At 69.3% G+C, this 26,368-nt stretch carries 19 protein-coding genes; 11 read left to right on the top strand and 8 right to left on the bottom strand.

Annotated elements, in window-relative coordinates; all coding sequences use genetic code 11:
- Positions 1 to 47: 47 nt before the first annotated feature.
- Together AC4HOU_RS02150 and AC4HOU_RS02145 are read right to left on the bottom strand one after the other, a co-directional pair.
- Positions 48 to 800 carry an aminoglycoside adenylyltransferase domain-containing protein gene (locus AC4HOU_RS02150; protein WP_195019500.1) on the bottom strand — a complete coding sequence of 251 codons (753 nt, stop codon included), beginning with the start codon at positions 798 to 800 and terminating at the stop codon, positions 48 to 50.
- Positions 801 to 906: 106 nt separating this feature from the next.
- Positions 907 to 1,527 (bottom strand): DUF2867 domain-containing protein, encoded by a 621-nt coding sequence (locus AC4HOU_RS02145; RefSeq protein ID WP_195019499.1) that lies wholly within the window; start codon positions 1,525 to 1,527, stop codon positions 907 to 909.
- Positions 1,528 to 1,679: 152 nt separating this feature from the next.
- Between AC4HOU_RS02145 and AC4HOU_RS02140 the strand changes: the two genes are divergently transcribed.
- Entirely contained in the window at positions 1,680 to 2,264 is a 585-nt protein-coding gene (locus AC4HOU_RS02140; RefSeq protein WP_163810899.1) for a TetR/AcrR family transcriptional regulator, read from the top strand.
- A 26-nt stretch (positions 2,265 to 2,290) separates the two neighbouring features.
- The gene (locus tag AC4HOU_RS02135) at positions 2,291 to 3,184 is read left to right on the top strand and encodes a hypothetical protein (protein WP_280212735.1); all 894 of its coding nucleotides are present in this window, start codon (positions 2,291 to 2,293) and stop codon (positions 3,182 to 3,184) included.
- Positions 3,185 to 3,221: 37 nt separating this feature from the next.
- On the opposite strand, the gene AC4HOU_RS02130 is transcribed toward AC4HOU_RS02135, so the two are convergent.
- Positions 3,222 to 3,740, bottom strand: coding sequence for a DUF4254 domain-containing protein (locus AC4HOU_RS02130; RefSeq protein WP_195007088.1), 519 nt, complete (start codon positions 3,738 to 3,740; stop codon positions 3,222 to 3,224).
- 506 nt (positions 3,741 to 4,246) lie between these two features.
- On the opposite strand from AC4HOU_RS02130, the gene AC4HOU_RS02125 reads away from it, so the two are divergent.
- The 6 genes from AC4HOU_RS02125 to AC4HOU_RS02100 all read left to right on the top strand — a co-directional run bounded on the left by AC4HOU_RS02125 (position 4,247) and on the right by AC4HOU_RS02100 (position 16,860).
- Positions 4,247 to 6,088: a hypothetical protein gene (locus tag AC4HOU_RS02125; RefSeq protein ID WP_490724086.1), complete on the top strand. Its 1,842-nt coding sequence runs from the start codon at positions 4,247 to 4,249 to the stop codon at positions 6,086 to 6,088.
- A gap of 435 nt (positions 6,089 to 6,523) precedes the next feature.
- The gene (locus tag AC4HOU_RS02120) at positions 6,524 to 7,153 is read left to right on the top strand and encodes a GNAT family N-acetyltransferase (protein WP_490724085.1); all 630 of its coding nucleotides are present in this window, start codon (positions 6,524 to 6,526) and stop codon (positions 7,151 to 7,153) included.
- A 102-nt stretch (positions 7,154 to 7,255) separates the two neighbouring features.
- A complete protein-coding gene (locus tag AC4HOU_RS02115) occupies positions 7,256 to 13,639 on the top strand; it encodes a type I polyketide synthase (protein ID WP_490724084.1) in 6,384 nt (2,127 codons plus the stop codon).
- Positions 13,636 to 15,051 (top strand): aminotransferase class I/II-fold pyridoxal phosphate-dependent enzyme, encoded by a 1,416-nt coding sequence (locus AC4HOU_RS02110; protein WP_490724083.1) that lies wholly within the window; start codon positions 13,636 to 13,638, stop codon positions 15,049 to 15,051. Before AC4HOU_RS02115 ends, AC4HOU_RS02110 begins: the two co-directional genes overlap by 4 nt.
- Complete coding sequence (locus AC4HOU_RS02105) at positions 15,048 to 16,121, top strand: carboxymuconolactone decarboxylase family protein (protein ID WP_490724082.1); 1,074 nt, start codon at positions 15,048 to 15,050, stop codon at positions 16,119 to 16,121. Before AC4HOU_RS02110 ends, AC4HOU_RS02105 begins: the two co-directional genes overlap by 4 nt.
- A 55-nt stretch (positions 16,122 to 16,176) precedes the next feature.
- Entirely contained in the window at positions 16,177 to 16,860 is a 684-nt protein-coding gene (locus AC4HOU_RS02100) for a TetR/AcrR family transcriptional regulator (protein WP_490724081.1), read from the top strand.
- Between the two features lie 15 nt (positions 16,861 to 16,875).
- On the opposite strand, the gene AC4HOU_RS02095 is transcribed toward AC4HOU_RS02100, so the two are convergent.
- The 5 genes from AC4HOU_RS02095 to AC4HOU_RS02075 all read right to left on the bottom strand — a co-directional run bounded on the left by AC4HOU_RS02095 (position 16,876) and on the right by AC4HOU_RS02075 (position 21,687).
- Entirely contained in the window at positions 16,876 to 17,739 is an 864-nt protein-coding gene (locus AC4HOU_RS02095) for an LLM class F420-dependent oxidoreductase (protein WP_490724245.1), read from the bottom strand.
- 199 nt (positions 17,740 to 17,938) lie between these two features.
- Positions 17,939 to 18,961, bottom strand: coding sequence for a methyltransferase (locus AC4HOU_RS02090; protein WP_194991057.1), 1,023 nt, complete (start codon positions 18,959 to 18,961; stop codon positions 17,939 to 17,941).
- Between the two features lie 110 nt (positions 18,962 to 19,071).
- On the bottom strand, positions 19,072 to 20,010 hold the full coding sequence (locus AC4HOU_RS02085) for an SMP-30/gluconolactonase/LRE family protein (RefSeq protein WP_490724080.1): 939 nt from the start codon (positions 20,008 to 20,010) through the stop codon (positions 19,072 to 19,074).
- Between the two features lie 106 nt (positions 20,011 to 20,116).
- A complete protein-coding gene (locus AC4HOU_RS02080) occupies positions 20,117 to 20,749 on the bottom strand; it encodes an NAD(P)-dependent oxidoreductase (RefSeq protein ID WP_163810915.1) in 633 nt (210 codons plus the stop codon).
- Positions 20,746 to 21,687 (bottom strand): EamA family transporter, encoded by a 942-nt coding sequence (locus tag AC4HOU_RS02075; RefSeq protein WP_218586373.1) that lies wholly within the window; start codon positions 21,685 to 21,687, stop codon positions 20,746 to 20,748. Before AC4HOU_RS02075 ends, AC4HOU_RS02080 begins: the two co-directional genes overlap by 4 nt.
- A gap of 79 nt (positions 21,688 to 21,766) precedes the next feature.
- On the opposite strand from AC4HOU_RS02075, the gene AC4HOU_RS02070 reads away from it, so the two are divergent.
- From AC4HOU_RS02070 to AC4HOU_RS02060, 3 genes are all read left to right on the top strand, one after another.
- A complete protein-coding gene (locus AC4HOU_RS02070) occupies positions 21,767 to 22,681 on the top strand; it encodes a LysR family transcriptional regulator (protein ID WP_194991054.1) in 915 nt (304 codons plus the stop codon).
- A gap of 213 nt (positions 22,682 to 22,894) precedes the next feature.
- Positions 22,895 to 24,379, top strand: coding sequence for an MDR family MFS transporter (locus tag AC4HOU_RS02065; RefSeq protein ID WP_195007090.1), 1,485 nt, complete (start codon positions 22,895 to 22,897; stop codon positions 24,377 to 24,379).
- 221 nt (positions 24,380 to 24,600) lie between these two features.
- Positions 24,601 to 26,349: a DUF3556 domain-containing protein gene (locus tag AC4HOU_RS02060; protein ID WP_490724079.1), complete on the top strand. Its 1,749-nt coding sequence runs from the start codon at positions 24,601 to 24,603 to the stop codon at positions 26,347 to 26,349.
- Positions 26,350 to 26,368 lie beyond the last annotated feature (19 nt).

Genomic DNA, 26,368 nt, shown 5'->3' with positions numbered 1-26,368 from the left:
TCATGGTTCGCGGCGTGAGCAGTTCCGGTTGTTCTCGGGCTGGACCTTCACCCGGTCTTGTCCAGCACGATGTCCAGGATGCCGGCAATGCCCTGTGGGTCGATCGACACCGTGGGATCGTCCAGATACTGCCGAAGCGCTTGGTGCACGGCGGTCGCCGCGGGATCGCGTTCGAGCGCCCATCGAGCGGCCGCGGCTTTGCCGATATGACGCGCCGTCTCGGAGAAATACCAGATGCGGCAGGCGGTGAGCACCATGAGCGCGGCGCTCTCGGCGTCGTCGGGGCGGGTGCGCCATGTCCGCAGCCAGTAGCGGCCCCGCTCGAGGATCCACTCTGGCGGTACCGCGCCGATCACCGCCTGCGGCGGTTCGCCGACCAGGGCGACGCCGTCCTGCCGGGCCATCGACAGTTCGGCGGGCAGGTCGGGATCTGCCGCCACCGACGGCTGCACCTCGACACCGAGGCCGGACCCGTCATAGCGGCCCACGTGCAGTTGAGCGGGCGGCGTCCGGGTGGGTGCGCCGGCGACCTCGGAGAGCACGACGTGCAGATCGATGCCACTCGCCGGCCCCTTATCGGCCCGGCGTACCGCCGTCTCCAATGCGGTGCGCATCGCCTCGGTCAGCTCGGTGTCGCTGACCACCAGCAGATCGATATCACTGCGATGCGGCCGGAACTCCCCGGTGGCCAGCGAGCCGTGCAGAATCACCGATCTGGCCGCGGCGCCGATGATGGTCGAGCAGGATTCGGCGAGCCGGGTGGCGGCCGCACGGGCGAGGGTGGCATCGGGGAGCGTCACCAGGTCATGGCTACCAGAGCGAATCCGGCCGATCCAGCGGATTTCTCGCCGAGCACAGTGCATGCGCTTGCGCGTGCGACGGTGAATTGTTGTGTGCCGCAGTGAGCTACGTACTGGACGCGGGCAGGTGACCGCCGGCGACCATGCTGCTGCGCTCCCATCCGCGGGCGAACATGCGCATGAGCGCCGGATAGACCAGGACGTACCGGAACGGCAGGATCGCCGCCATGTAGGCGCGGCCGAAGAAGCCGTTGGGTTTCACCATGACCGCCATCTGACCGCGGTAGCCGCCGTTGTCGTCGGGGACCCAGCCGATGTGCATGAGGGCGTGCACGGTCCGGTTGGCCATCTCGGCGGCCCATTCGTCGTCGGTGCGATAGACCGACTGGAAGGGCACCGAATCGAAGGCGGGACCGCGCGCCCCGTCGCGCAGGTCGGCGGGGAGGCGGTCGCGCAGGCTGGGGACGCGGGCGCCGACACCGGAATCGTCGCGGTCCCAGCCGAGCAGGGCGCCGAGCTTCCAGCGGATCGCGAACAGTACCCGATAGATCAGTGCTGGTGACTCGCCATGCGCACGGTCGGGCGCGGCGATCGTGCTGACCAGACGGTCGAAATCGCCGGACCCGCCGGGTGTGGGCAGCGCCCATACGTCCTCGACGGTGAAATCGGGGGCCACCTCGTGGATCCGCCAGGGCCGGGCGGTGTGTGCGCTGCGCGGGAGCCGCATCGTCGAGTCTCCATCCTTCAGTGGCCGGATCCGCACGCGGCCGGTGGCCGGGAAATCGGTGGGTCGGCAGCGATACTCAAATATACGGTGCCGTATATGTTGATCGTAGCGGTGCCGCCCACGTTGTCAATGGCGTCGGCGATACTGAGGCTATGGTCGCCGTCACCCGAACCCCGAGGACCAGCTGGATCGAGCAGGGCCTGCGTGCGCTCGCCTCCGGCGGGCCGGACGCCGTCCGCGTCGAGGCGCTCGCGCAGGCGCTCGGCGTCACCAAAGGCGGGTTCTACGGCCATTTCGCCGACCGCAACGCCTTGCTCGAAGAGATGCTCGACACCTGGGAGCACGAGGCCACCTTCGACGTCCGGGAGCGGGTCGAACGCGAGGGCGGCGACGCGCGCGCCAAAGCCAGGCGTGCCGGTGTGCTCACCTTCTCCGACGACCGGCTGCGCCCGATCGATCTCGCCGTGCGCGATTGGGCCAGGCGCGACGCCGGCGTGGCCGAGCGGCTGCGCCGGGTCGACAACTATCGCATCGGCTATCTGCGAGAACTGCTGAGCACCTTCTGTTCCGACCCCGACGAGGTCGAAGCCCGCAGCCTGTTGGCCTTCAGTCTGGCGGTCGGCACCTACATGATCGCCGCCGAACACGAGGGGCGCACCCGGGAGCAGGTCCTCGACCGCGCCTCGGCGTTCCTGCTGCGTACCGAGCACGACACCGACGCGACCGAGACCGGATAGCCCGGTCGGCTGGCTAGGCTCGGGGCATGGGGCTCAGCGAGATCGCGGCCGAACTGTACGGACTCGACCCGGGCGAATTCGTCGCGGCACGCAAGGACCGGGCCGCACAGGCCAAACGAGCGGGCGACAGCGATCTCGCTGCCGCGGTGGCTGAACTGCGCAAACCGACCGTCGCCGCGTGGACGGTGAATCTGCTGGCCCGCGCGGCTCCCGACGAGGTCGACGCGCTGCTGCGGCTCGGCGAGGCCCTGCGCGAGGCCCAGCGCGAATTGTCCGGCGCTGACCTGCGGGCGCTGACCAGGCAACGCCAGCAGGTGGTCACTGCGCTGGCCCGGCGCGCGGGCGAGCTGGCCGCCGAGCACGACCGGCCCGTCGGCGAACCGGTGCTGCGCGAGGTCGCGACCACCTTGACCGCCGCCCTGGCCGATCCCGAAGTGGCCGACCAGGTTCGCGACGGCACCCTGGCCACAGCGGCCACCTACGAAGGATTCGGTGACGCGGCTCCCGCGCTGACGGCGGTGCCCGATGCGGACACCGGTACGGGCCGTCGGGACCGCGCTCGCACCGCAGCCCGCCACGGGGCGCGCGGACGACGCCGAGCCGACCGTGCGGCCGAGCAACGCAAGGCTGCCGAGAACGAGCTGGACGAGGCACGACGCACCGCCGAATCGGCTCGCGCGGAGCAGGATTCGGCCGAACGCGACGCGGCCGACGCCGAGCGGCGCCTGCGCGAGGCCGACGAACTGGTCACTCGTCTGCGCGCGGAACTGACCGCGGCCGAGGAGCAGCATCGTTTCGCCCGTACCGCCGAACGCGCGGCCCGCGAGGCTGCCCGCACGGCCGCCACCGAACTCGAGCGTGCCCGGCGGCGCGTCGAGCGAGCCGAGCAGGCACTCGCCGATCACGAATCCGGCGAGTGACTACCGCCGGTGGGCGCGGCGGTGACTTGCGCCGGACTCAGTCGCCCTCGATGCCCGCCGCATGGGTGGGTAGCCGCCGCAGCCCTGCCGACACCTCCTGCACCAGGCCGGTGTAGCTCTCCACCAGTTGCGCGAGCCGGCGTTCGGCGTCGTCGACGCCGGGACGATGCGCTGAGCCCTTCGCCTTCAGATGCCGAACGTGCATATAGGCGGCCACGATCCGGTCCACCACGGTGCCGAGGGTTTCGGTGTGCAGCACCGTGCCCCTGCGATGTTGCGGCACATGGTTTTCGGTCCACACGTCGATCGCGTGGATCAGCGAGTCCCGCGTTGCCGCGGAATCGGCGTTGTCCTCCGGCGCGGTGTAGGGGTGCAGGGTCGCCAGGTACCGTGCGCAGCGGGTCACGGGATGGCGATCGGCCGAAGTGCCTGCGGCGTCGGTCTGGTCGAGGGCGTCGATGAGATCCTGTGCGGTCGGCAGGCGGCCGGTGTCGAAGCCGGCTGCCCAGGGGAGGTCGTTGTCGGTCGTTCCGGTGGTCGAGTGCTGTCGTCGCATCGCTGGCCCGCCTCCGCCTAGCGCCCTCCCGCACTCGGACCCGTTCGGCCGCGCGGTGTCGCGGCCGGTGCGCAGGGGCGTGATGTGGACCAGGGTGTCACGGTGGGAGCCTTTCGGTTCGCGGTGGCCGTCCACGGCGCAGGCCGCCTCAGCGGGCGGAAGCCAGTTCCGTTCGGCCGATCAATGTCGGGTGATCTCGGGGGAGTGGGACCTCGGCCCGCGTCGAGATGCCGCCGCGCGGTCGGCTGGGGGCCGGGTGACGCGACTCTCCGAGGGCAGTGGTCCCGGCGCGCGACGAGGAGGACGGCTGCCGGGCCGTAACCGGCTGCCGCGCGTCACCGTGGACGTTGGATGTGGATCGAGTTCTCGGAGAGTCTGTCCCACAGCAAGATTATCGTCGTCGCTGCCCGGTCCCGCTGCGCAATCAGCGAATTGCGATCGCACTTTTGCATCTCGACTCCGCTCGCGGCTGCTGGTGCCGTCGGGCGCCGCTACCCTGGGGTGCCATGGATACCGCCCCGGCCGCCCTGCTGGAGCCCGCCGAGCGGGTGCCGCCGGCCCGGGAAAGGAGCTCTACCTGGAAGTTTCCGGCGGCTCGTTGGCCTGCGGTGCTGAGCGCGGCGGCCGCGCTGGTCATCGCGCAACTGGTGGTGCGCGGATGGGTGGCTGGGTCGGGGTACTTCTATTGGGATGATCTGATCCTCGTCGGGCGCGCGGGCAGCAGGCCGCTGTGGTCGCCGGAGTTGTTGTTCTACGACCACGACGGGCACTTCATGCCGGCCGCGTTCGCCACCGCCTGGCTGGTCACCGCGATCGCGCCGCTGTCGTGGGCGGGTCCGGTGGTCACCATGCTCGTGATGCAGGCCGCGGCGTCGATCGCGGTGGTGCGGATGCTTGTGGTGCTGCTCGGTCCGCGGCGGATAGTGCTGGTGCCGTTGATCTTCTACCTGTTCTGTCCGGTGACGGTGCCCGCGTTTTCCTGGTGGGCGGCCGCCCTCAACGCCCTGCCCTTGCAGTTCGCGCTGGCCTGGGTGATCGCCGATGCGGTGCTGCTGGTGCGCACCGGCCGGCGCCGGTACGCGGTGAGCGGGGTGGCGGTGGTCGCGGTGGCCCTGTTGTTCTTCGAGAAATCCGCGTTCGTGCCGTTCGTGGCGTTCGCCGTCGCGGTGCTGGCGCGCTATGTGGTGGGGGAGCGGGGTGCGGTGCGTGCGGTGATGCGCCGCGGCGCACCGCTGTGGATCGGTGCGGCGCTGGTGCTCGGCTGCTGGCTGGTCGCCTACCTCGCCGTCGTCGATATCGCGTACACCCGCACCGAATCGGGTGATGTTCCCGGCCTGCTGCGCGCTGTCACGTCGCGCGGACTGGTGCCGACGCTGATCGGCGGGCCGTGGAGCTGGGAGCGGTGGGTGCCGGCGGCGCCGTGGGCGACACCGTCCGCGGCGGTGGTCGCGGTGTCGTGGGCCGCGCTGGCGGCGTCGGTGGGGTGGTCGATCCGGGCGCGGCCGCGCACGATGGCGGTCTGGCTGCTGGTGGTGGGGTATCTCGCCGTGGCTCTGGTGCCGGTGGCGGTGGCGCGCGGTGGGCCCAACAGCGTCGACGAGCTCATGTCATCGCTGCGCTATCTGGCCGATACCGCGGTTGTGCTCACCGCGGCGGGCGCGCTGCTGGTGGCGGCGCGACCGCGCGAGCCCGGGCAGGTGGGCCGGCCGCCGGCCGCGGTGCTGGTGGGGCTGGTGGCGGCGTTCGTCGTGAGCAGCCTCTGCTCCACCGTCACCTACGTGCGGTCCTGGTCCGACGACACCACCGAGCGCTATCTCACGACCGTCGCCGCGGAACTCGGCGATCTGGACGCACCGCTGCTCGAGCAGGAGGTGCCGTGGACCGTGCTGAATCCGACGGCGTATCCGCAGAATCTGGCCAGTCGCGTGCTCTCGTCCATCGCCGGTCCCACCACCTTCGCCGACTCGACTCCGCGTCTGCGGATGATCACCGATACCGGCGATATCGTCGATGCCCAGGTCTGGTGGAACCGCGGCATCCGTCCCGGCCCCGCGCCGGGATGCGGCTACCGCGTACAGGGCGGTCAATCCGTGCGGTTGCCACTCGACGGTCCGATGCTCGCGCACGAATGGACCGTGCAGCTGAACTATCTTGCCGGTCGCGACGGCACCGTCTCCCTCGGGTTCGAATACGGTGACCAGGTCGCGGTTCCGGTGCGGAAGGGGCTGCACACCGTGTTCGTCCGCGTGATCGGCAGCGGTGCGGAGCTGCGGATCGCCGCGCGGACTCCCGGTCTCGAGCTGTGTATCGCCTCGGGCCCGGTCGGCGTGGCGTCCTACGACAACTGACCCGCGTGGGGACGGGTGGGTGTTCAGGGAGAGGTGACGGTGCCATCGCGGTGGCCGACGCCGAATCATCCGTCAGCGGCATCGACGGCATACAGGTTCGTGGTGCATCCAGATCCAGACTACGTGCGGATACGTTCATATGCGCATCAAACTATATGGCTCAGACGCGACTCCGTCCTACGTGAACGGAAGCGAGCATGGAAGTGGGAGGTGTTCCCATTTTTGGGAACACGGTTTACAGAATGTGGTACACCGAAAACGCTTCGGAGCGTGCGGGATTCGCCACCTTAAGCTATGTGATCTAACGAATCAACTCCCTGCCGAGCTGTTCTTCACCACAGCCTCCCGGGGAGTAAGTGGCCATCGAATCGGGTAACGTACTGGCGAGTAGCGTCCGTCAGCGCCGATGGGCAGAGTGCGAAATATTAAGGGACAGTGTTGGATCAGTCCGCCGGGATCGTCCTTCGGCCGGCAACCGCGGGTGATATCGATGAGATCATCCGAGTCGTCGCCGATGCCTTCGAGTACGACGATCCGATCGAGGAGTTCGTCTTCCCCTCGGAGGCCGTGCGGCGACGGAATGCGCCGCGGATGCTCAGAGTGATGGTGAAATACCGTTTCCTCCCCGCCGGTGGCGCGCAAGTCGCGGTGCGTGACGGTGCGATCGTCGGAGCGGTTCTCTGGTATCCGCCGGGATATCGGAAGAGCCGGTGGCGGGAAGCGGTATCCGGGCCGCAATTCCTGTGGGCCATGGGCTCGGCCACCACCCGCGGCATGGCCGTCGACGCCGCGCTGGAGCGGGTCGCACCGCGCGAGCCGCACTATTTCGTGGTCTACCTCGGCTGCGATCCCGCCGCCCAGGGGATGGGCGTCGGCACCGCGCTGATGGAATGGCTGTGCGAGCGAGCCGGCCGGGAAGGCGTGCCGGTGTGCGGCATCTGCAAAGACGAGAATGTCGGCTTCTACGAGGGGCTCGGCGGCCGCCGAATCGGTGAGACGACGATCGGTCGCGACGGCCCGCTGATGAATGTCGTGACGATACCGCCCGCGGGGGCGAAGGTCTGATCGACGCGCGCGTGCGCGGCTGACAGCACGGCGGGCGAGGGGTTCGCCTGCGTAACAAGGGGGTTTTCCAGGGGTTTGTTTCGATGTGGGTGAGGAGTTTTCGTGTCTGATATCGCTATTGTCGGAATCGGTTGCCGTTATGCGGGTGGCATCGATTCGCCGGAATCCTTCTGGGATTTCCTCGTCGGCAAGGGCGACGGCGTTGTCGATATTCCGGCCGAACGCTGGGATTACCGCCGCTACTACGACCCGGACCGCCGCACACCCGGCCGCATGTACACCAAACGTGCCGCTTTCATGACCGGTGACCCCTGGCAGTTCGATCCGGACTTTTTCGGTATCTCCCCGCGTGAGGCCGCGGCCATGGATCCGCAGCAGCGGCTCATTCTGGAAGTCGCGTGGGGGGCACTCGACGACGCGGGTATCGCGGGCACCATCGCGGGTGCGCCCATCGGCGTCTACATCGGCGCGTTCACCATGGATCAGCTGGCGGTCTCGATGGCAGGCGAGGCCCTGCCGTTCGTCGACATGCACACCGCCGTCGGCGCGTCCTACACGATGCTGTCCAATCGCATCGCCTACGCCCTGAACATGGTCGGCCCGGCGGTCACCGTGGATACCGCGTGCTCGTCGTCGCTGATCGCGGTGCACCTGGCCTGCCAGGCACTCGACAGCGGCGATTGCGAGGTCGCGATGGCCGGCGGTGTCACCATGCTGTTGCAGCCCGAACCGTTCGTGTCGATGTGCAAGGGCGGCTTCCTCGCCGCCGACGGCCGGTCCAAACCCTTCGACGCCTCGGCCGACGGCTACGGCCGCGGCGAGGGCTCGGGCATGGTCGTGCTGAAGAAGCTCGAGGCCGCCGAACGCGACGGCGACCGCATCTACGCCGTCATCAAGGCCACCGGCGCCAACCAGGACGGCCGCACCACCGCGATCACCGTGCCCAATGCCGATCTGCAGGAGGAACTGGCCAAGAAGGTCACCCGCCGTGCCGGCCTGGCACCGCACGAGATCACCTACGTGGAGGCGCACGGCACCGGCACGCCGGTCGGTGATCCGCTGGAACTCCAGGCGATCGGACGCGCCTACGGCAAGGTCGAGGGCCGGACCGCTCCGCTCGGCGTCGGCTCGGTGAAGGCGCAGCTCGGACACACCGAGGCGGCCTCGGGTGTCGCGAGCATCATCAAATCGGCGCTGGCGATCTCGCATCGCACGATCGCACCGCAGGGCTGGCTGGACCAGCCCAACCCCGATATCCCGTTCGACGAGCTGAATGTGAAGATCCAGCTGGAGGCCGAACCGGTCGGCGCCGAGATCGAGCGAATGACCGTGGCCGTCAACGGTTTCGGCTACGGCGGCACCAACGCGCACGCGATCTTGCAGGAATACCGCCCCGCCGCCACCACCGCCGAGCGGGAGCCCGAGCATTTCGGTGTGCTGCCGATCTCGGCGCGCAGCGAGCAGGCCGCCCGCGATCTGGCCAAGGGATTCGCCGAGCGCATCGCCGACGGCGCCGACCCGGGCCACCTCGCCGAGGCGGCGTGGACGCGGCGCCAGCACCACGCCTACCGCACCGCCCTGACCTTCGGTGACGACACCGAACTGGTGCGCGCACTGGTCGATTTCGCCTCCGGCGAGGGCCGCGGCGCCACGAAGGTGATTCCGCGCAAGACCGCCGAGCCGGTCTTCGTCTTCACCGGCATGGGTCCACAGTGGTGGGCCATGGGCCGGGAGTTGTTGCAGACTCCAGGAGCGTTCGCCGAGGAGGCGGCCCGGATCGACGCGGTCTTCCAGGAGATCTCCGGCTGGTCGATCATCGAGGAACTGCTGCGCCCGGAGGAGGAGTCGAAGGTCACCAGCACCGCGGTGGCCCAGCCGGCCAACTTCCTGGTGCAGGTGTCGCTGTTCGCGCTGCTGGCCGACCTCGGTGTGCGTCCGGCGGCAGTGGTCGGCCACAGTGTCGGCGAGGTGTCGGCGGCCTACGTCACCGGCATGTTGTCGCTGCACGACGCGCTGCTGGTGAGCTACCACCGGGCACGCCTGCAGGCGAGCACCGCGGGGACCGGCGGCATGTTGGCCGTCGGCTTGGGGCCCGCGGCCGCCGCCGAACTCATCGCCGGTGACGACCGTGTCGATATCGCCGCGATCAACAGCCCGAACGCCGTCACCCTCGCCGGTGCGGTCGAGCGCCTGGACGAGATCGCCGAACAGCTCACCGAGCAGGGCACGTTCGCCAAACGGCTGCATGTGGAGGTCCCCTACCACAGCTATCTGATGGAGCCGATCCTCGACGAGCTGCGTACGGTGCTGGCCGATCTGCGGCTGTCGGATCCGGTGCTGCCGCTGTATTCGACCGTGACCGGTGAGCCGGTCACCAGCGGGGAGTGGGACGCGCGGTACTGGTGCGCGAATGTCCGTCAGCCGGTGCGTTTCGCCGACGCCGTCACCGCGCTCGTGGGCGCGGGCAGCCGGGTGTTCCTTGAGGTCGGTCCGCATCCGGTGCTCGGCGCCAATATCCGCGAGATCCTGATCGGTGCGGGCGAGACCGGCACCAGCATCGCCACCCTCAGCCGCAAGCAGTCCGACTCCGAGAGCATCCGCCAGACCATCGGCGGCCTGTATACCGCGGGCGTGCTCGATATCGATGCGCTGTTCGCGGGCCGCCCGGCGACCCCGCACATCGATCTGCCGCGCTATCCCTGGCAGCGCACCCTGCTGCACAACGAGCTGCCCGGCCTCACTCAGCGCAAGTACGGCACCCCTGGCGGCTACCCGATGCTCGGCGATCCCGATCTGATGGATCCCGCGACCTGGACGGTCCAGTTGAGCCTGGCCGCGCTGCCGTGGCTGGACGACCATGTGGTGGGCGGCGCGCGCATCCTGCCCGGCGCGGCCTACCTCGACGCCGCGCTGAGTGCCGCAGCGCTGCGGCACGAGGCGGCGACGGTCGCCGTCGAAGACGTGCGTTTCGTGGCGCCGCTGATCATCGCCGACGGCGCGGCGCCGGTGGTCGAGTTCACGGTGGAGGAATCCACCCAGCGGTTCACCATCCGCTCGCGTGGTGCCGCCGAATCGGCCTGGACCATCAACGCGCTCGGGCGTCTGGTCGCGGGCACATTCGAACCGTCGAAGGTGGAACTACCCGACGCGGCCGGCATGCTCGAGATCGATCCCGCCGCCTTCTACGCCGGTCTCGCCGAACGCGGACTGGCCTACGGGCCTGCCTTCCAGCGCGCCACCTCGGTGCGGATCGCCGACTCCACCGTGCTGGCCACCCTGGACGGCAGCATCGCCCGCGACTCCGGCCATCTCGCGCACCCGTGCGTGGTGGACGCGGCCTTGCAGAGTGTGGCGGCGCTGCTGGCCGGAACCGCGAATTCGCAGGACGGCGCCATGGTTCCGGTGGGCGTCGACGGCGTACGCGCCTTCGCCAGGATCCCGGACCAGGTGATCGTGGTCGCCCGCCTCGACACCGACGGCGAACCCACCGCCGATATCGATCTGCTCGACGCCGAGCACAACCTGGTGATGCGCATCGCCGGGATGCGCTTCGGGTCGATCACACCGGGACGCAGTGCGCTGCAACGGATGACCGACTTCTTCTACGAAGACCGCTGGGAGATGCGCGATCCGGTGGATCGCAGCGGGCTGCCCGCGCCGGAAACCGCGTTCACCCTCGTCATCGAACTGGGTTCGCAGGTGAGCGAGCGGGCACGCCAGGTGGCGGGCACCGCGGTGCGTTCCGAGATCGTCACCGTCGGCGATCCGGCGCGCGCGGATCTGGAGAACGCGATGCTCGAGCGGGTACGCGCGGCGGCGGCCGTCGACGGGGTCGAGCGCGTGCACGTGGTGATCGTGGCCGGCTCGGAATACTCCGACATGGACAATCTGTGGACGCTGCGCAGGCTCGCGGTGATGCTCGAGGGCTTCCTCGAGGACTGGCTCGACCAGCGCAAGGCCGAGGTGTCGATCATCGGTGACGGGTCCATCCACCTCACCCTCGTCACCGAACACGCCTTCGCCCATCCGCAGGACGCGGTGCCGCCGAACCCGAGCCATGCCGCGCTGGCCGGTGCCCGCCGGGTGCTGCTGAACGAACAGCCGCGGCTGCGCTGGCGGCTGGTCGACGTCGACGCCGAGACCGGTGACGCGGAGTTGGCCGCCGAGCTCGCCATCGGCGGCGCCTTCACCTACGACCACTCCGATGAGGTCTTCCTGCGCAACGGCCTGCGCTGGGTGACGGTGGTCGAGGCCTCACTACCCGGCCGGCTCGAAGCCATGGACGAGGCGGTGCCGCTGGCGGACCCGGAGGCCAACTTCACCCTGGAATTGCCGAAATCGCGGGTGCTGTCCCGGTTGGGCTGGCGGCGCTGCGATCGGCGCGAGCCCGGGCCGAACGAGGTCGAGATCCGGATCCGGGCGGTCGGACTCAATTACAAGGACCCGCTGAAGGTGATCGGTGTGCTCACCGAGCGCGAACTGGCGGGCACCTTCTTCGGCACCACGCCGGGTATGGAAGGCATCGGCACCGTGGTCCGGGTCGGGTCGCAGGTGCAGCATGTGGCCGTGGGCGATCAGGTCAGCCTCGGATCCAAGGGCATGATCAGCCGCTTCCACACCACCGACGCCGATCTGGTGCGCAGACTGGCCCCGGATGTGAATCCGGCGCACTGCACCAACGCGACCGCCTTCGCCACCGCCGAGCATTCGCTGCTGGAGCTGGCGCGGGTGCAGCCGGGGGAGACGGTGCTGGTGCACGGCGCCGCCGGCGGTGTCGGTGCGGCCGCGGTGCAGATCGCCAAGGCGCACGGCGCGCGGGTGATCGGCACGGCGAGCACCGATGAGCGGCGCGCCTACGTGCTGTCGCAGGGCGCCGACCATGTGCTGAACTCGCGGGCGCTGAACTTCGTCGACGATGTGCTCGGCCTGACCGATGGTCGCGGCGCCGATGTGATCATCTCCTCGGCACCCGGTGAGATCCTGCGCCAGAACTTCAAGGCCATCGCGGAATTCGGGCGCATCGTCGAGGTCGGCAAGGCCGACATCTACACCGGCGGCATGCTCGACCTGCGCCATTTCGACAAGAACGTCTCCTACCACTCGATGGACCTGGACCGGATGCTGGCGCTGCGCCGCCACGCCACCGTCGAACTGGTGCAGCGCAGCTACACCACCATCGCGGCCGGCACCTATCGGCCGCTGCCGTACGAGTCCTACGGGACGGCCGAGGTGGCCAAGGCGTTCGAGGAGGTCGCGCGGTCGAGCAAGATCGGCCGAGTGGCGCTGAACCTGGAAGACGAGGCGCCGCTGGTGCGTCCGCAGATCCCCGAGGTCGTCATCGACCCGGCGGGCCAGTACCTGATCACCGGTGGTTTCGGTGCCTTCGGCCTGGCCATGGGACGGTGGCTGGTGGGTAAGGGCGCCACCCGGTTGACGCTGCTCGGGCGCAGTGGTGCCACCACCGAGGCGGCCAGGCAGCAGCTGGCGATCTGGCAGGACAAGGGCGTGCAGGTCAGCACCGAACGCGTCGACGTCACCGACCCGGAGGCCATCGCCGCCGTCATCGCGCGGGCGCACACCCCTGAGCACCCGCTGCGCGGGGTCTTCCACACCGCCGGTGTGGTGGACGACAAGCGCATCTCGGTGATGGATCGTGACAGCCTCGCCTCGGTGTTCCGGCCCAAGGTCGACGGCGTGCGCGCGCTGCTGCACGGGCTCACCGCCGCGGGCGCCGAACTGGATCTGTTCATCCTCTTCTCCTCCGGCAGCGCGATCTTCGGTGGCGTGGGCCAATATGCCTACACCGCGGCGAATCTCAGCCTGCAGGCCGTGGCGGATGTGGTGGTGCGCAAGGGCGGCAAGGCGCTGGCCGTGGGCTGGGGGCACATGTCCGGTGGCGGTATGGCCGCCGCGGACGAGAATCTGGCGCGCTACCTGCGCAATACCGGCTTCGACTCCATCGACATGGACGAGGGCACCGAGTATCTGGAAGAAGCGCTCACACTGGGCCTGCACCACTACGGTGCGATCTTCCCGATCGACTGGGGCAAGGTCGACGCCACCGCGCCGTTCTTCGGGATGACCGGCCGGGTGGAGGCTCAGATCGCCGCCGCGGCCAAGGACGATTCGGCCGCCGCGCAGCTGGCCGCCGCGCTGCGCGAGCTCGACGAGGGCAAACGCAACGAGGTGGTCGCGCACATGCTCGCCGAACAGCTCGCCTCGGTGATGGGTGTGGCAGCCGAATCCATCGACCTGACGGTGCCGGTGCCCGAACTCGGTCTCGACTCGCTGATGGCGGTGGAGTTCGGCGCGCTGATCACCAAATCGCTCGGCGTCGACATGGCCTCGCTGCAGATGGGCCGCACCTTCACCCTGGAACAGGCCGGCGCGAAGGTGGCCGCGTACCTGGTCGAGGGCAGCCCGACGGCGCCGGCCGCGATCACCGCGCCGGCGCAGGCAGAGCTGAAGGCGGAGGTGAACGCATGACCGAGTCGGCCCGCGAGCTGGCCCGAAAACTGCTGTCCGGCACCGGGTCCGCACCAGGCTCCGCGTCCGGTCCGGTCGCCGCGCGTCCCGCCCCGGCCCCGGCCCGGCCCGCCGCGACGGGTGGCGGGGCCGCCCCGCGAAAGCGCCGCGGCCCCGGCCGGCAGTTCGCCGATCATCCCGAGGTGGCGGCCATGGTGGCGCGCCGGGCGGCCATCGCCGGACTCTACGAGCAGACCGGCATGCCCAACCCGCTGTTCCTGCCGCGCACCGGCGCCAACGACGCCACCATGCGTGTCGGCGACCGGGAGCTGGTGAACTTCAGCGCCTACAACTACTTGGGGCTGGCGAACCATCCCCGGGTGGTCGCCGGCGCCAAGGCTGCGCTGGACCGCTACGGCGCCTCGGCGTCGGCCAGCCGCATCCTGGCCGGTGAGATCGCGCTCTACGGCGAACTCGAACAGCGGCTGGCGGACTGGTACGGCGTCGGCGACGCCATGATCACCACCAGCGGCTACCTCACCAATGCCGGTGTGCTCGGGTTCCTGATGGGCGACGGTGACGTCGCGGTCTGTGACGCCCTGATCCACGGCAGTGTCATCTCCGGCACCCAGTGGGCCGGCTGCCGCCGGATCACCTTCCGCCACAACGACCCCGAAGCGCTGCGGTCGGTGCTGCGGATGTCGCGCTCCGGGTTCGACCGGGCGCTGGTGGTGGTGGAAGGCCACTACAGCATGGACGGCACCGTCGGCCGGGTGAACGAGATGGCCGATATCGCACGCGAATACGACTGCGCGGTCATGGTGGACGAGGCGCATTCACTCGGTGTGTTCGGCGCGCGCGGACGCGGCATCCGGGAGCATCACTCGATGGCCGGTGCGGATGTCGACATCTGGATGGGCACGCTGTCCAAGGCGCTGGGCAGCGTCGGTGGCTTCATCGCGGGCGACGCCGACCTCATCGGTGCGATGAAAGCCGCCGCACCCGGGGTCGCGATGCTCACCGGCGGTCCGGCGCCCTCGGCGGTCGGCGCCGCCCTCGCGGCCCTCGACGTGCTCGACGACGAGCCGGAGCGGCTGACCAGGCTGTGGTCGAATGCGAAGCGGTTCACCGCATTACTGACCGAACGCGGCATCGATCTGGGCGATTCGCAGGGGACGCCGATCTGTCCGGTGATCGTGCCCGGCGAGATCCGCTCCGGGTTCGTCGCCTCCTCGCTGTTGCAGCGCGGGGTGTACGCGGGCAATATCTCCGCGCCCGCGGTCCCGGCGGGGCAGGAGCGGCTGCGCTTTTTCGTCACCTCCGAACACACCGACGAGCAGCTCGCCGGCACCGCGGATCTGCTGGCCGAGGCGATCGCCGCGGCCGAGCACGTGCCGGATCCCACAGCACCGAGCGAGAGGACGGCCCGATGACCGAGCGGATCGAGTTGGGGTGGTCGCGGCCGGGCAGTCCGCGACTGCGTAACCCCTTGCCGTGGCGGTTCAGCCCGCCCAATGCCGAGATCGTGGTGCCGGTGCTGCACCACCTCACCATTCTCGGTCCATGGACCATGCTGGTGAACAACATTCATTTGCTGGCCATCGCGCATCCGATCCTGCCCATCGCCGACTGGGAACTGATCGCGCTGCGCGGCAGCTGGAACTGCGGCGGCCGGTTCGAATGGCAGAACCACGTCCTGACCGCCAAAGTGCTGCGCAAGGACGCCGATTACCTGGTCGCGATCAAGGACGGTCCGTCGGCGCCGCTGTGGAACGACCGGCAGGCCGCCATCCTCACCGCCGTCGACGAACTGCACGAGGATCAGCTCATCACCGAGGCGACCAAAGAGCGGTTGCTGCGCCACCTGTCGCCGCGCCAGTACCGCGAGTTGTACTCGGTGGGCGCGATGTACGAGGTGCTGGCCATGGTCAACAACTTCTGCCCGTCCGGGGAGTTGTTCGATCTCGAACCGCGCGCCGCCCGCCGCTCGCCCGCCCGGCCGCGCCGCCCGCGCAAAGATCGCCCGCTGGCCCCGGCGCCCGCCGAGATCGCCACCGCCACCCCGCCGTCGCGCCCGCACATCTGGGTGCCGCACGATCCGGAGATCACCGCGGAGTTCGCGCTGAACCATCCGTGGACGGCGGCGATCGTTCGCCGCATCGACGGTGTGGCCGCACGGCGGATGAAGCTCGCGGCCGCCGAACGGGAACTGGCCGTCCAGCGCATGCTGTGGCGCGTAGGCCCGATCGGTGAATGGTCTATGCGCTCGGCCGCTCACCCGGAAACAGCGGCCCTCGTCGCGGCGGGGCCGGACGGCCCGGATGCGAGCCCGGCCCAGTCCGCGCTCATGCGCGCGGTCGACGAACTGGACACCGAGTACTTCATCAGCGATGACACCTGGGCGCGGTTGCGTCGCCATTTCTCGGTGAAGCAGCTGCTCGAGCTCGTGCCGCTGGTGGGCAACTACCGGGTGTACGCCGCGATCATGAACAACCGCGGCTGACCCGCCCACCGGTCCGGAATACCGTTTCGACCTCGTCGAGCGGTATAAATGCTGCATGGGAGACCAGCTCACCGAAGCCGATGGGGCCGACGCGCCGTCGATGGCGCGTACCTCTCTGCTGCGTGAGCTGCCTGCCACCCAGCGCGGTCTGCGCACGCGTGCGGCGCTGGTCGCGGCGGCGCGGGAGGTGTTCGAACGCAATGGCTACCTCGAAACCCGGCTGATCGATATCACCCAGGCCGCCAACTGCTCCTCGGGCACCTTCTACACCTATTTCGCGAGCAAGGAAGAGATCTTCGCGGCGGTGCTCGAGGTGGCGCAGGAGGACATGATGCACCCCGGCATGCCGCACGTGCCGGAGGACGACGACCCCGCCGCCATCGTCGAGGCGAGCAACCGCGCCTATTTCGAGGCCTACCAGCGCAATGCCAAGCTGATGGCACTACTGGAACAGGTCGCGAACATCGATTCCGAGTTCGCCGAATTGCGGCAGCGTCGCGCCGACGCGTTCATCCAGCGCAATGCCCGCAGCATCGCCGATCTGCAACGACGCGGGCTGGCCGACGCCGATCTCGACCCGCTGCTCGCCTCACGGGCGCTGTCGGGCATGGTCAGCAGGCTGGCGTTCGGCCATTTCGTCACCATGGCCGAGCAGGGCACCGACGCGTCGATCGATGAGCTGACCTTCACCGCGACGCGGCTGTGGGTCAACGCCCTGCGCCTTCCCGCCAAGCAGTAGGACCGAGCAGTAAGGTCAGGCCTCGGCCGGGCCGGCGATGCGGGCCAATTTGTCCGACAGGCGCCCCAGATAGGACACGACATCGGCCTCCGGCTTGTCGGGCAGGCCGTACAGCACATCGGTCACACCGGATTCGGCCCATTCGGCCAGTCGCCCGGCATCCGGTTTGATATCGAGGGCCACCACGCGCGGCTGCCCCGTGCGGCCGGAATCGGTCCAGATCTTGTGCAGCAGGGCGAGCCGGTCGGAGATATCGGTTTCGCCGGGCGTGGTGATCCAGCCGTCGGCCGACTGCGCGATCCAGCGGAAGGTGCGTTCGGTGCCCGCCGCGCCGATGAGCACCGGCACCGAGCCGCGCACCGGTTTCGGCCAGGCCCAGCTCGCGCCGAAATCCACGTAGTCGCCGTGGTATTCGGCCTCCTCCTGCGACCACAGCGCGCGCATCGCCGCCAAGTATTCGCGCAGTACGGTGCGCCGCTTGTTCGGCGGGACGTGGTGATCGGTGAGTTCGTCGGTGTTCCAGCCGAATCCGGCGCCGAGGACCACGCGGCCGCCGGACAGGTGATCGAGGGACGCGATCGTCTTGGCCAGGGTGATCGGATCGTGCTCGACCGGCAGCGCCACGGCCGTGGACAGTTCGATCCGCTCGGTGACCGCCGCGGCCATCGCCAGGGCAACCCACGGGTCGAGGGTGCGCATATAGCGGTCGTCGGGCAGGGATTCATCGCCCGTTTGTGGGTGGGCGGCCTCGCGCTTGACCGGGATGTGGGTGTGTTCGGGCACGTAGAACGAGTGGAATCCGGTGTCCTCGGCAGCCTTGGCCGCGGCGGCCGGTGTGATGCCGCGATCGCTGGTGAACAACACGATGCCGAAACGCAAGGCCTCGCCGAGGGAACCAGAGCCGGTCATATGTGCACTCCTTCGGGTCCGCCGAGGGGCGTCGGCGCGGGGGCTCCGTCACCGGCGGGGCGCGGAGTCGACGTCCAGGTGCTCCTAAGTGTCTGGACAGGTGTTCGGAATACTAGCCAACGCCGGGGACTCCAGCAAGAACGTGTTTCAGTTTTGCGGCGCGGCGGCGCTAGGCGGGCCTGCATTCGATCGCGAGGTGCCCCTGTGGTGTCGGCCGCACGCCTGCCACCGTCAACCCCGCCGTGCCCGCGAGTGCGGTGTAGGCCTCGATGCTGCGTTCGCGGCCGCCGGAGATCAGCAGCATGCGCAGGTTCATCTCGGCGAACGACGCCGGATCGCCGGCGGAGTCGTAGCCTTCGACGATCACCACGCGCCCGTCGGGGCCTGCCGCCTCGGCGCACCGGCGCAGGATGGCGGCGGCCTGCTCATCGTCCCAATCGTGGATCACCCGGCACAGCACATAGACGTCGCCGCCGGTGGGTAGCGGGTCGAAGAAGCTCTGCGCCGCGAAGTCGCAGCGATCGTCCAGCCCGCGGGCGGCGAGGTGCTGCCTGCCACGTTCGATGGTCTCGGGCAGATCGACCAGGGTGCCACGGGCCTCGGGGTGCGCCTCGAGCACCCGGGCCAGCAGGGTTCCGGTGCCGCCGCCGACGTCGACGATATGCCGGGCGCCGGACCAGTCGTAGTCCGCGGCCTCCCCGGCGACGCGGTCGACCCCGGTCTGCATCGCGGCGTCGAATGCGGCGCTCATCGCTGGATCGTTGTCCAGGTACTCCCAGAACGGTGCCCCGAAGACCTGCTCCCATGCGGGTTTTCCGGTGCGCACCGTGTGCAGCAGCCGGGTGAACACCAGGTCCATCTGCCCGAAGAAGCCGTCGAGGTCGAGGTAGTCGCGCATCCGCGCCGGATGATCCGAACGCAGGAGCGCGGCGATCTCGTTGTCGCCGAAGGTTCCCGGGCTCGGCTCGGTGAACACGCCGTGGCAGACCAGATGCCGCAGCAGCCTGCCGAGGGCGTCGGCGTCGGTGTTCGAGCGCTGCGCGAGCTCCTCGACCGGTTGCGGACCCGCCGCGACGAAGTCGGCCAGTCGCAGCGTCGCGGCGACCCGCAATGCCATCGGGGTCACCAGATCCATCAGCGGCCCGAGTGCCGTCCACGCGTCAGGGACGGATGTGTCGCCGGTGGTTGCCATGAGCCCTCCCGCGGTCGTCGATCCGAGCCTTCGAGGTCTGCCGTGTCGGCCGGCCACCAGTGTGGCAACGGGGTTGCGGGGAGGCAACCACCCGGCCGACCGCCGCCCCCTCACGCCGGCAGATCGACAGCGACGGCGGCGTACGGCGTCGTCGCCGTCGCCGGGGTGGTGAAACGCGCGTTCGGCAGGTACAGCCGGTTTCCGAAAGCCGCGACGGTCGTCGGCACATCCCAGCGCCCATCGGTGAGCCGTCGCTGGACTCGGCCGGTGGTCCCGGCAGGGTCGAGCGCGATGACGGCAACCGTGTTCAGCCGGTTCTGCACGACGAACACGGTGTTCCCGTGCCGGAGCAATCCGTCGCCGCCGGGCAGTGTGTGCGCGCCCAGGTCGATCCGGCGCGTGGCTCCCGAGGCCGGATCGACCCGGAAAAGGTGCCCGGTCGCCGACTGCACGATGATCAGCGCCGAACCATCGGGCGTACGCACGATGCCGTTGGCATTGATGGCCCCGTCCAGGTAGCCGATGTCACCGGTCAGCGGGAGCCGCAGCACCGAATTTTCGCTGGGCAGCGCACCGTCGGAGCCGATCGGCAAGTGGTGCAGCACCGGCGCCCGGGAATCGGTGAACCACGCACCGGTCGGCGTCAGCACGACATCGTTGACGAAGCTTCCGGGTGCTGTGCCGAGCCGGTAGGTCGCGAGCACCGCACCGGTGTCGGCATCCACCACCCGGGCCGTGCCCGCGGTGCCGCCGGCGACGAACAGCCGGCCCCACGCGTCGAGGGCCAGGCCGAGCGCGGGTGTCCCCGGCCCAGGACTGACGATCGTGCCACGCCCGGTCGTCAGATCGACGCGAAAGAGGGAACCGTCGGCGCGCGAGCCGAAATAGCCCACCGGCAGCGCACCGATCGCGATCCCTTCGGGTAAGAAGCCGGCGGGCAGGGCGATCGTGGTGGGAAATATCCCGGGCAGCGCCGGCGCCGGAACGGGCAGCAGCGCCGTCGCGATCAGCCAGGCCGACAGCAGTGCCGGGTAATAGACCCTGTTCATGTTCCTCCGTCGATGGTCCGCGCTCGGGCGACATCGCCAAAGGAGCGCGCCCACGAGGACGTACCTCGCACGCCGGGCATGCCGTCGCCGGACGAGGCGCGACGATCTAGTAGCCGACAGTGAAATGCTGGGCACCGCACCGGGTTTCGAGTTCATCGACCACCGCGACCGCGAAGTCCTCGGCCGAGATCCGGGACGCGCCGTCGGCCGCGACGAGCAGGTCGGTGCCGCCACGGCGGTATCGCCCCGTGCGGACACCTGGTTCGAGCAGCGCCGGCGGGCTCAGATAGGTCCAGTCCGCCGGGTGCGCGCGGCAGGCCTCCAGCTGTGCGACGCTGGCGGCGGCGATGGGGCGGATGTGGGCCGGGACGTAGCCGGTGTCGTCGAGCACGAGCCGGTCCGGATGTCCGGGGACACGCAGCGGCGCGGCACCGCCGACGACGAGGATGCGGGTGCCCGCCCGGCCGGCGGCGTCGAGCAACGCGGTCGTCGTCGCCGCAACGGTGTCTTCGTGGCCGGGTGCGGGACGGGTCGCCGCGACGACGGCGTCGGCGCCTGCGAAGAAGCCGCTCATCCGGTCCGGATCCCGCGCCTCGCCCGCGACGGTCACCACGCCGGCGGGCAGGGCGGCCCGCCGCGGGGTACGGAAGACGGCGACGACGTCGTGGCCGCGGCGCGCGGCTTCGCCGACGACCCGGGAACCGACCATGCCCGCGGCTCCGACAACAGTGAACTTCATCGAGGTGTCCCTTTCCGAGGTGAAACATCATGAACAGGTGCGGGCAGCTGGCCCGCGACGATGGCGGCCAGCGCGAGTGCGAAACCGGTGAGCTGGATCGGCCCGAGGGTCTGGCCGAGCAGGAGCGCCCCGAGGATCGCCGCCACCAGCGGCGACAACAGCACCAGCACCGCCACCGATGCGACCGGCAGGGTGGCGATGCCGCGGAACCACACGACATAGGCGAACAGTCCGCCCACCAAGCCCATCCAGAGGTAGCCGAGGCTCGCGTCCGCATCGATCGCGGGCGGCGCACCCTCCAGCAGGAAGGTGAGCGGTAGCAGGAACAGCCCGCCGGCGGTGAGCAGCCAACCGGCGAAGGTGGTCGGGCCGGCCTCGGCTGGGCGTCCCCACCGTTTGGTCAGCGTCAGGGCCAGTGCCATCGACGCGGCACTCCCCACCCCGGCCACCACGCCGACGCCGTCGAGGCCCGCGTCCGGGCCGATCACCACCAGGCCGACGCCGAGCACGCCGATCAACCCCCACCCCAGCCGCCAGGCCGATAGGCGCTCGCGCAGCACCGGAACGGCCAGCACCGCGACGGCCAGCGGCTGCGCCGCCGCCAACGTCGCCGCGACCCCGCCCGGGAGATGTTCGGCCGACAGAAACAGCAGCGGGAACGGCATACCGATGTAGAGCACGCCGAGCACAGTCGCCTTCCACCACCACGCGCCGCGCGGCAGCATCCTGGTGAACGCCAGCGCGATCAGACCTGCCGGCAAGGCGCGCAGCAGCCCAGCGAACACCGGGTGGCCCGGCGGAAGCAGTTCGGTGGTGACGACGTAGGTGGTGCCCCAGGTGATCGGCGTGAGCGCCGTCAATGCGGTGAGCGGCAGATTCCCGTATCCGGACCCGGCGGCGGGTCCGGCGGAAACCAGTTCCGCTGCTGAACTTTTCATGCTCACCATCTCACCCGGATCCGAACGATGAATCCAACACATGTTTGTCACCGCAACGATCGTGATTCACGATTGATGGATGGAGTTGCAACAGATGCGGTACGTGCTGGCCGTCGCCGAGACGAACAGCTTCACCCGTGCCGCCGAACGCTGCCTGGTCGTGCAATCCGCCCTCAGCCACCAGATCGCCCGCCTGGAACGCGAACTCGGCGCGCGGCTGTTCGACCGCACCAGCCGCCGGGTGCGGCTGACCCCGGCCGGTGCGGCGTTCCTGCCCGCCGCCCGGCAGTGCCTGGACGCCGCTGAACGCGCCGCCGCCGAGGTGGCCGCGGCGGTCGGAGAGATCCGCGGCCGCCTGGCCGTCGGATTGATCCCCTCGGTTGCCGCGGTGGATGTGCCCGCGGCGTTACGCGAATTCCGCGGCCGTTACCCGCACGTGCGGATCAATCTGCGGGTGGGCGCCAGCGAGGGCCTCGCCGAACGGGTCGAGCAGGGGGCGCTCGACGTGGCGTTTCTCGGGCTGCCGCCCACGTCGCGTCCCCGTGGTGTGGCCGCGCACGAACTGGCTCGCGACCGGCTCGTGGCCGTCGTCGCACCCGAACATCCGCTGGCCGGCGCGGATTCGGTCGACTTGCGCGGGCTGTCGGCGGAGACGTTCGTCGATCTGCCGCCGGGCACCGCCGGTCGGGCCCAATCCGATCTCGCCTTCGCCGCCGCGGGCCTGGACCGTGACGTCGCCTTCGAGGTCACCTCCGCCGAATACATCGCCCGCCTGGTGAGCCAGGACCTGTGCATCGCCATGCTGCCCGCGCTGTGGGTGCCGCAGCTGACCGGTGTGGTCACCATCGAGATCACCGATGCGCCGACCCGCGTGGAGTACGTCATCTGGAGCCGGACCACTCGCACACCGGCTGCGGGCGCCTTCCTCGACATCCTCGGCATCCCCGCCGAGCCTGCCGTCATCGACGGCTCGGCCCCGCGAAAAATGGGATGACTTGACCTCGAGCGTGGTTTAGCTTGTTTGCTGTTCTCCGAGCCCGAAACGGCTCGGCGACGCCGACGAGGGGCGCCGCCGACGCCCGATCGGCGCGCGAGCGATGAATCGATCCGATGGATTCCGTCTGATCTGGTGTGGCGCCGCGCGAGGTCGACGATGACCTGCCATCGGCCACACGTCACCGAGCTCACGATTACCGGAGGTACCCCGATGCCCGACGCACACACCGAACGCCGGACAGGAGGGCAGCGGACTCCGGCGGTGATCCGGCTGCTGGTGCTCGCGACGTTCGTGGTGATCCTGAACGAGACCATCATGATCAACGCGATCCCGCGGTTGATGACCGATCTCGAGATCACCGAACGCTCCGCGCAGTGGGTCTCCACCGCTTTCATGCTCACCATGGCCGCCGTCATCCCGGTGACCGGCTGGTTCCTGCAACGGGTCACCACCCGGCGCGCCTACGCGATCGCCATGGGAGTGTTCCTCGCGGGTACGGCCCTGTCGGCGGTCGCCCCGAACTTCCCGGTGCTGCTGATCGGCCGCGTCATCCAGGCCGGTGGCACCGCGGTGATGATGCCGCTGCTGATGACCACCCTGATGACGGTGGTGCCCGAACGTGACCGCGGCCGCGTGATGGGCAATGTCACCCTGGCCATTTCGGTCGCACCCGCCATGGGCCCGGTGCTGTCGGGGCTGGTGTTGCAGGTCGGTTCCTGGCGCTGGTTGTTCGTGCTGGTGCTGCCCATCGCGGGCCTGGTCACCTGGCAGGGGCTGCGGCGCCTGGAGAATGTGGGTGAGCCGGAGGCCGGTGCGATCGATTGGTCCAGCGTGGTGTTCGCCGCGCTCGGCTTCGGCAGCCTGGTGTACGGGCTGAGCCGCTTCGAGACCGGCAGCGTCACCACCCCGGCGCTCATCGTGGCCGCGGGGATCGCGCTGATCGGTGTGTTCGCCTGGCGGCAGCTGCGGCTGCAGCGCACCGGAACCCCGCTACTGGATCTGCGCATCCTGCTGTCGGGCACCTACAGCAAGGCGCTGATCTTCATGTCGATCGCGTTCCTGGCCATGCTCGGCTCGATGATCCTGCTGCCGCTGTATCTGCAGAACCTGCGGGGGCTGAGCCCGCTGAGCACCGGCCTGCTGGTGATGCCCGGCGGCATGGCGATGGGCCTGCTCGGTCCGACCATCGGCCGGCTGTTCGACCGCTTCGGCGGACGGGTGCTGGTGGTTCCCGCGGCCATCGGGGTCACGGTGTCGCTGGCCGGATTCACCCAGATCTCGATGAGCACGCCGTACTGGCAGCTGCTCGGCCTGCACATCCTGTTGATGGTGTCGCTGGCCGCGGCGTTCACCCCGGTCTTCACCCTCGGCCTCGGCGCGCTGCCGCAGCATCTGTACTCGCACGGCAGTTCCATGCTCGGCACCCTGCAGCAGGTGGCCGCGGCGCTCGGCACCGCGCTGGTGGTGACCGTGATGTCCACTCGCAGCACCTCGCTGATCGACCAGGGCGTCGACGCGACGACCGCTCACCTGGACGGCATGAAGCTGGCGTTCGGTGTCTCCGCCGCGCTGGCGGCGATCGTGATCGTGGTGGCGGTACTGCTGCCCAATCGTGCGAGTGCGCCGGAGGAGCCCGCCGAACCCGGTGCGCCGCAGGCGCCCGACACTCCGGAACTGGAGCTGGTGAAGGGCTGATCCACCGGTTCGCAGCCGCACCACCGCGAGCCCTCTCGGGCTGGACAACCCGGTCCGAGAGGGCTCGCCGCATGAGGACCTCACGACACCCGATCGCTCGCAACCCCCGGGCAGCGGTCGGCCGCGCCCCGTGCGAACGAGCGCCGGATTCCACGAACACCGCCCGCACCCCGCGTTAAAGTAGAACACGTTCTTATTCTGGCGACGGAACGGATGCTGCGATGGGGTTTCTTCGTCCCAACCTCCCGGTGGTCGATTACGACGAATGGAGCAAGGGCACGAGGTCGGAGAAGATCCGGCCGATGGCCAGGCACTGGGCGGAGGTCGGTTTCGGTACACCGGTGGCGCTGCATCTGTTCTACGTCGTCAAGATCGCGCTCTACATCCTCGCCGCGTGGTTGATCGTGCTGAGCACCAGCGGGATCGACGGCTTCACCGAGGTCGGTACGTGGTGGACCGAACCGATCGTGTTCCAGAAGGTCGTCCTGTTCACCATGCTGTTCGAGGTGGTCGGGCTCGGCTGCGGCTTCGGACCGCTCAACAACCGATTCTTCCCGCCCATGGGGTCGATCCTGTATTGGCTGCGGCCCGGCACCATTCGCCTGCCGCCCTGGCCTGGCCGGGTGCCGCTCACGGCGGGCACCGCACGCACTCCGGTCGATGCGCTGCTCTACGCGGCGCTGCTGGTGCTGCTGGTGGCCGCGCTGTGCTCCGACGGCACCGGGCCGATCCCGGAACTCGACAGCGCCGTCGGTGTGCTGCCGACCTGGCAGATCGTGGCGATCCTCGCCGTGCTCGGCGTACTCGGGCTGCGGGACAAGGTCATCTTCCTCGCCGCGCGCGGCGAGGTGTACGGATCGTTCACGGTGGTGTTCCTGTTCGGTGGCGTGGACATGATCGTCGCGGCGAAGATCGTCTTCGTCGTCATCTGGATCGGCGCGGCGATCTCCAAGCTGAACAAGCACTTCCCGTTCGTGGTGTCGACCATGATGTCCAACAATCCGGTGCTGCGGCCCAAGGCCGTCAAACGGATGTTCTTCGAACGGTTTCCCGACGACCTGCGCCCCGGCCGCCCCTCGCGGGTCCTGGCGCACGGCGGCACGGCCGTGGAACTATGTGTGCCGCTGGTGCTGTTCTTCAGCCACGGCGGCCCGCTCACGACCGTGGCCGCCATCGTGATGATCTGCTTCCACCTGACGATCCTGGTGGCCATCCCGATGGGTGTGCCGCTGGAGTGGAACGTCTTCATGATCTTCGGAATACTCACCCTGTTCGTCGGCCACGCCGATCTCGGTCTGGCGCAAGTGGATTCCCCGGCGTTGATGGCAGCCGTGTTCGTCGTGCTCATGGGCATCGTGATCCTCGGCAACCTGTTCCCGGCCAAGATCTCGTTCCTGCCGGGGATGCGGTATTACGCCGGGAACTGGGACACCACCCTGTGGTGCATCAAGCCCTCGGCCGAGGCGAAGATCCGCTCCGGCATCATCGCGGTCGCGGCCATGCCCGCCGCTCAGCTCGAGCGGTACTACGGCAGCAAGGAGGCCGCCCAGATCCCGCTGTATCTGGGGTACGCGTTCCGCTCGTTCAACACGCACGGCCGGGCCTTGTTCACCCTGGCCCATCGTGCGATGGCCGGCCACGACGAAGCCGAGTACACGATCACCGACGGTGAACGCATCTGCTCCACCGCACTCGGCTGGAACTTCGGCGACGGTCACCTGCACAACGAACAGCTGATCGAGGCCCTGCATCAGCGCTGCGGATTCGAGCCGGGCGAAGTGCGGGTGGTGCTGCTCGACGCCCAGCCCATCCACACCCAGACCCAGCGCTACCGCCTCGTCGACGCCGCCACCGGCGAATTCGAGCGCGGCACAGTGCGAGTGGTCGACATGGTGACCAGGCAGCCGTGGGATGACCAGCTGCCCGTGTACCCGGACGCCGTCGAGGAGACGAGCCGGTCCACGCAGTAATCGCGACCCCGATGCCGGC

This window comes from Nocardia sp. JCM 38205 (assembly GCF_058222935.1).
The sequence above is the reverse complement of the archived record's forward strand: the minus strand, read 5'-3'. Positions and strand labels throughout refer to the sequence as shown.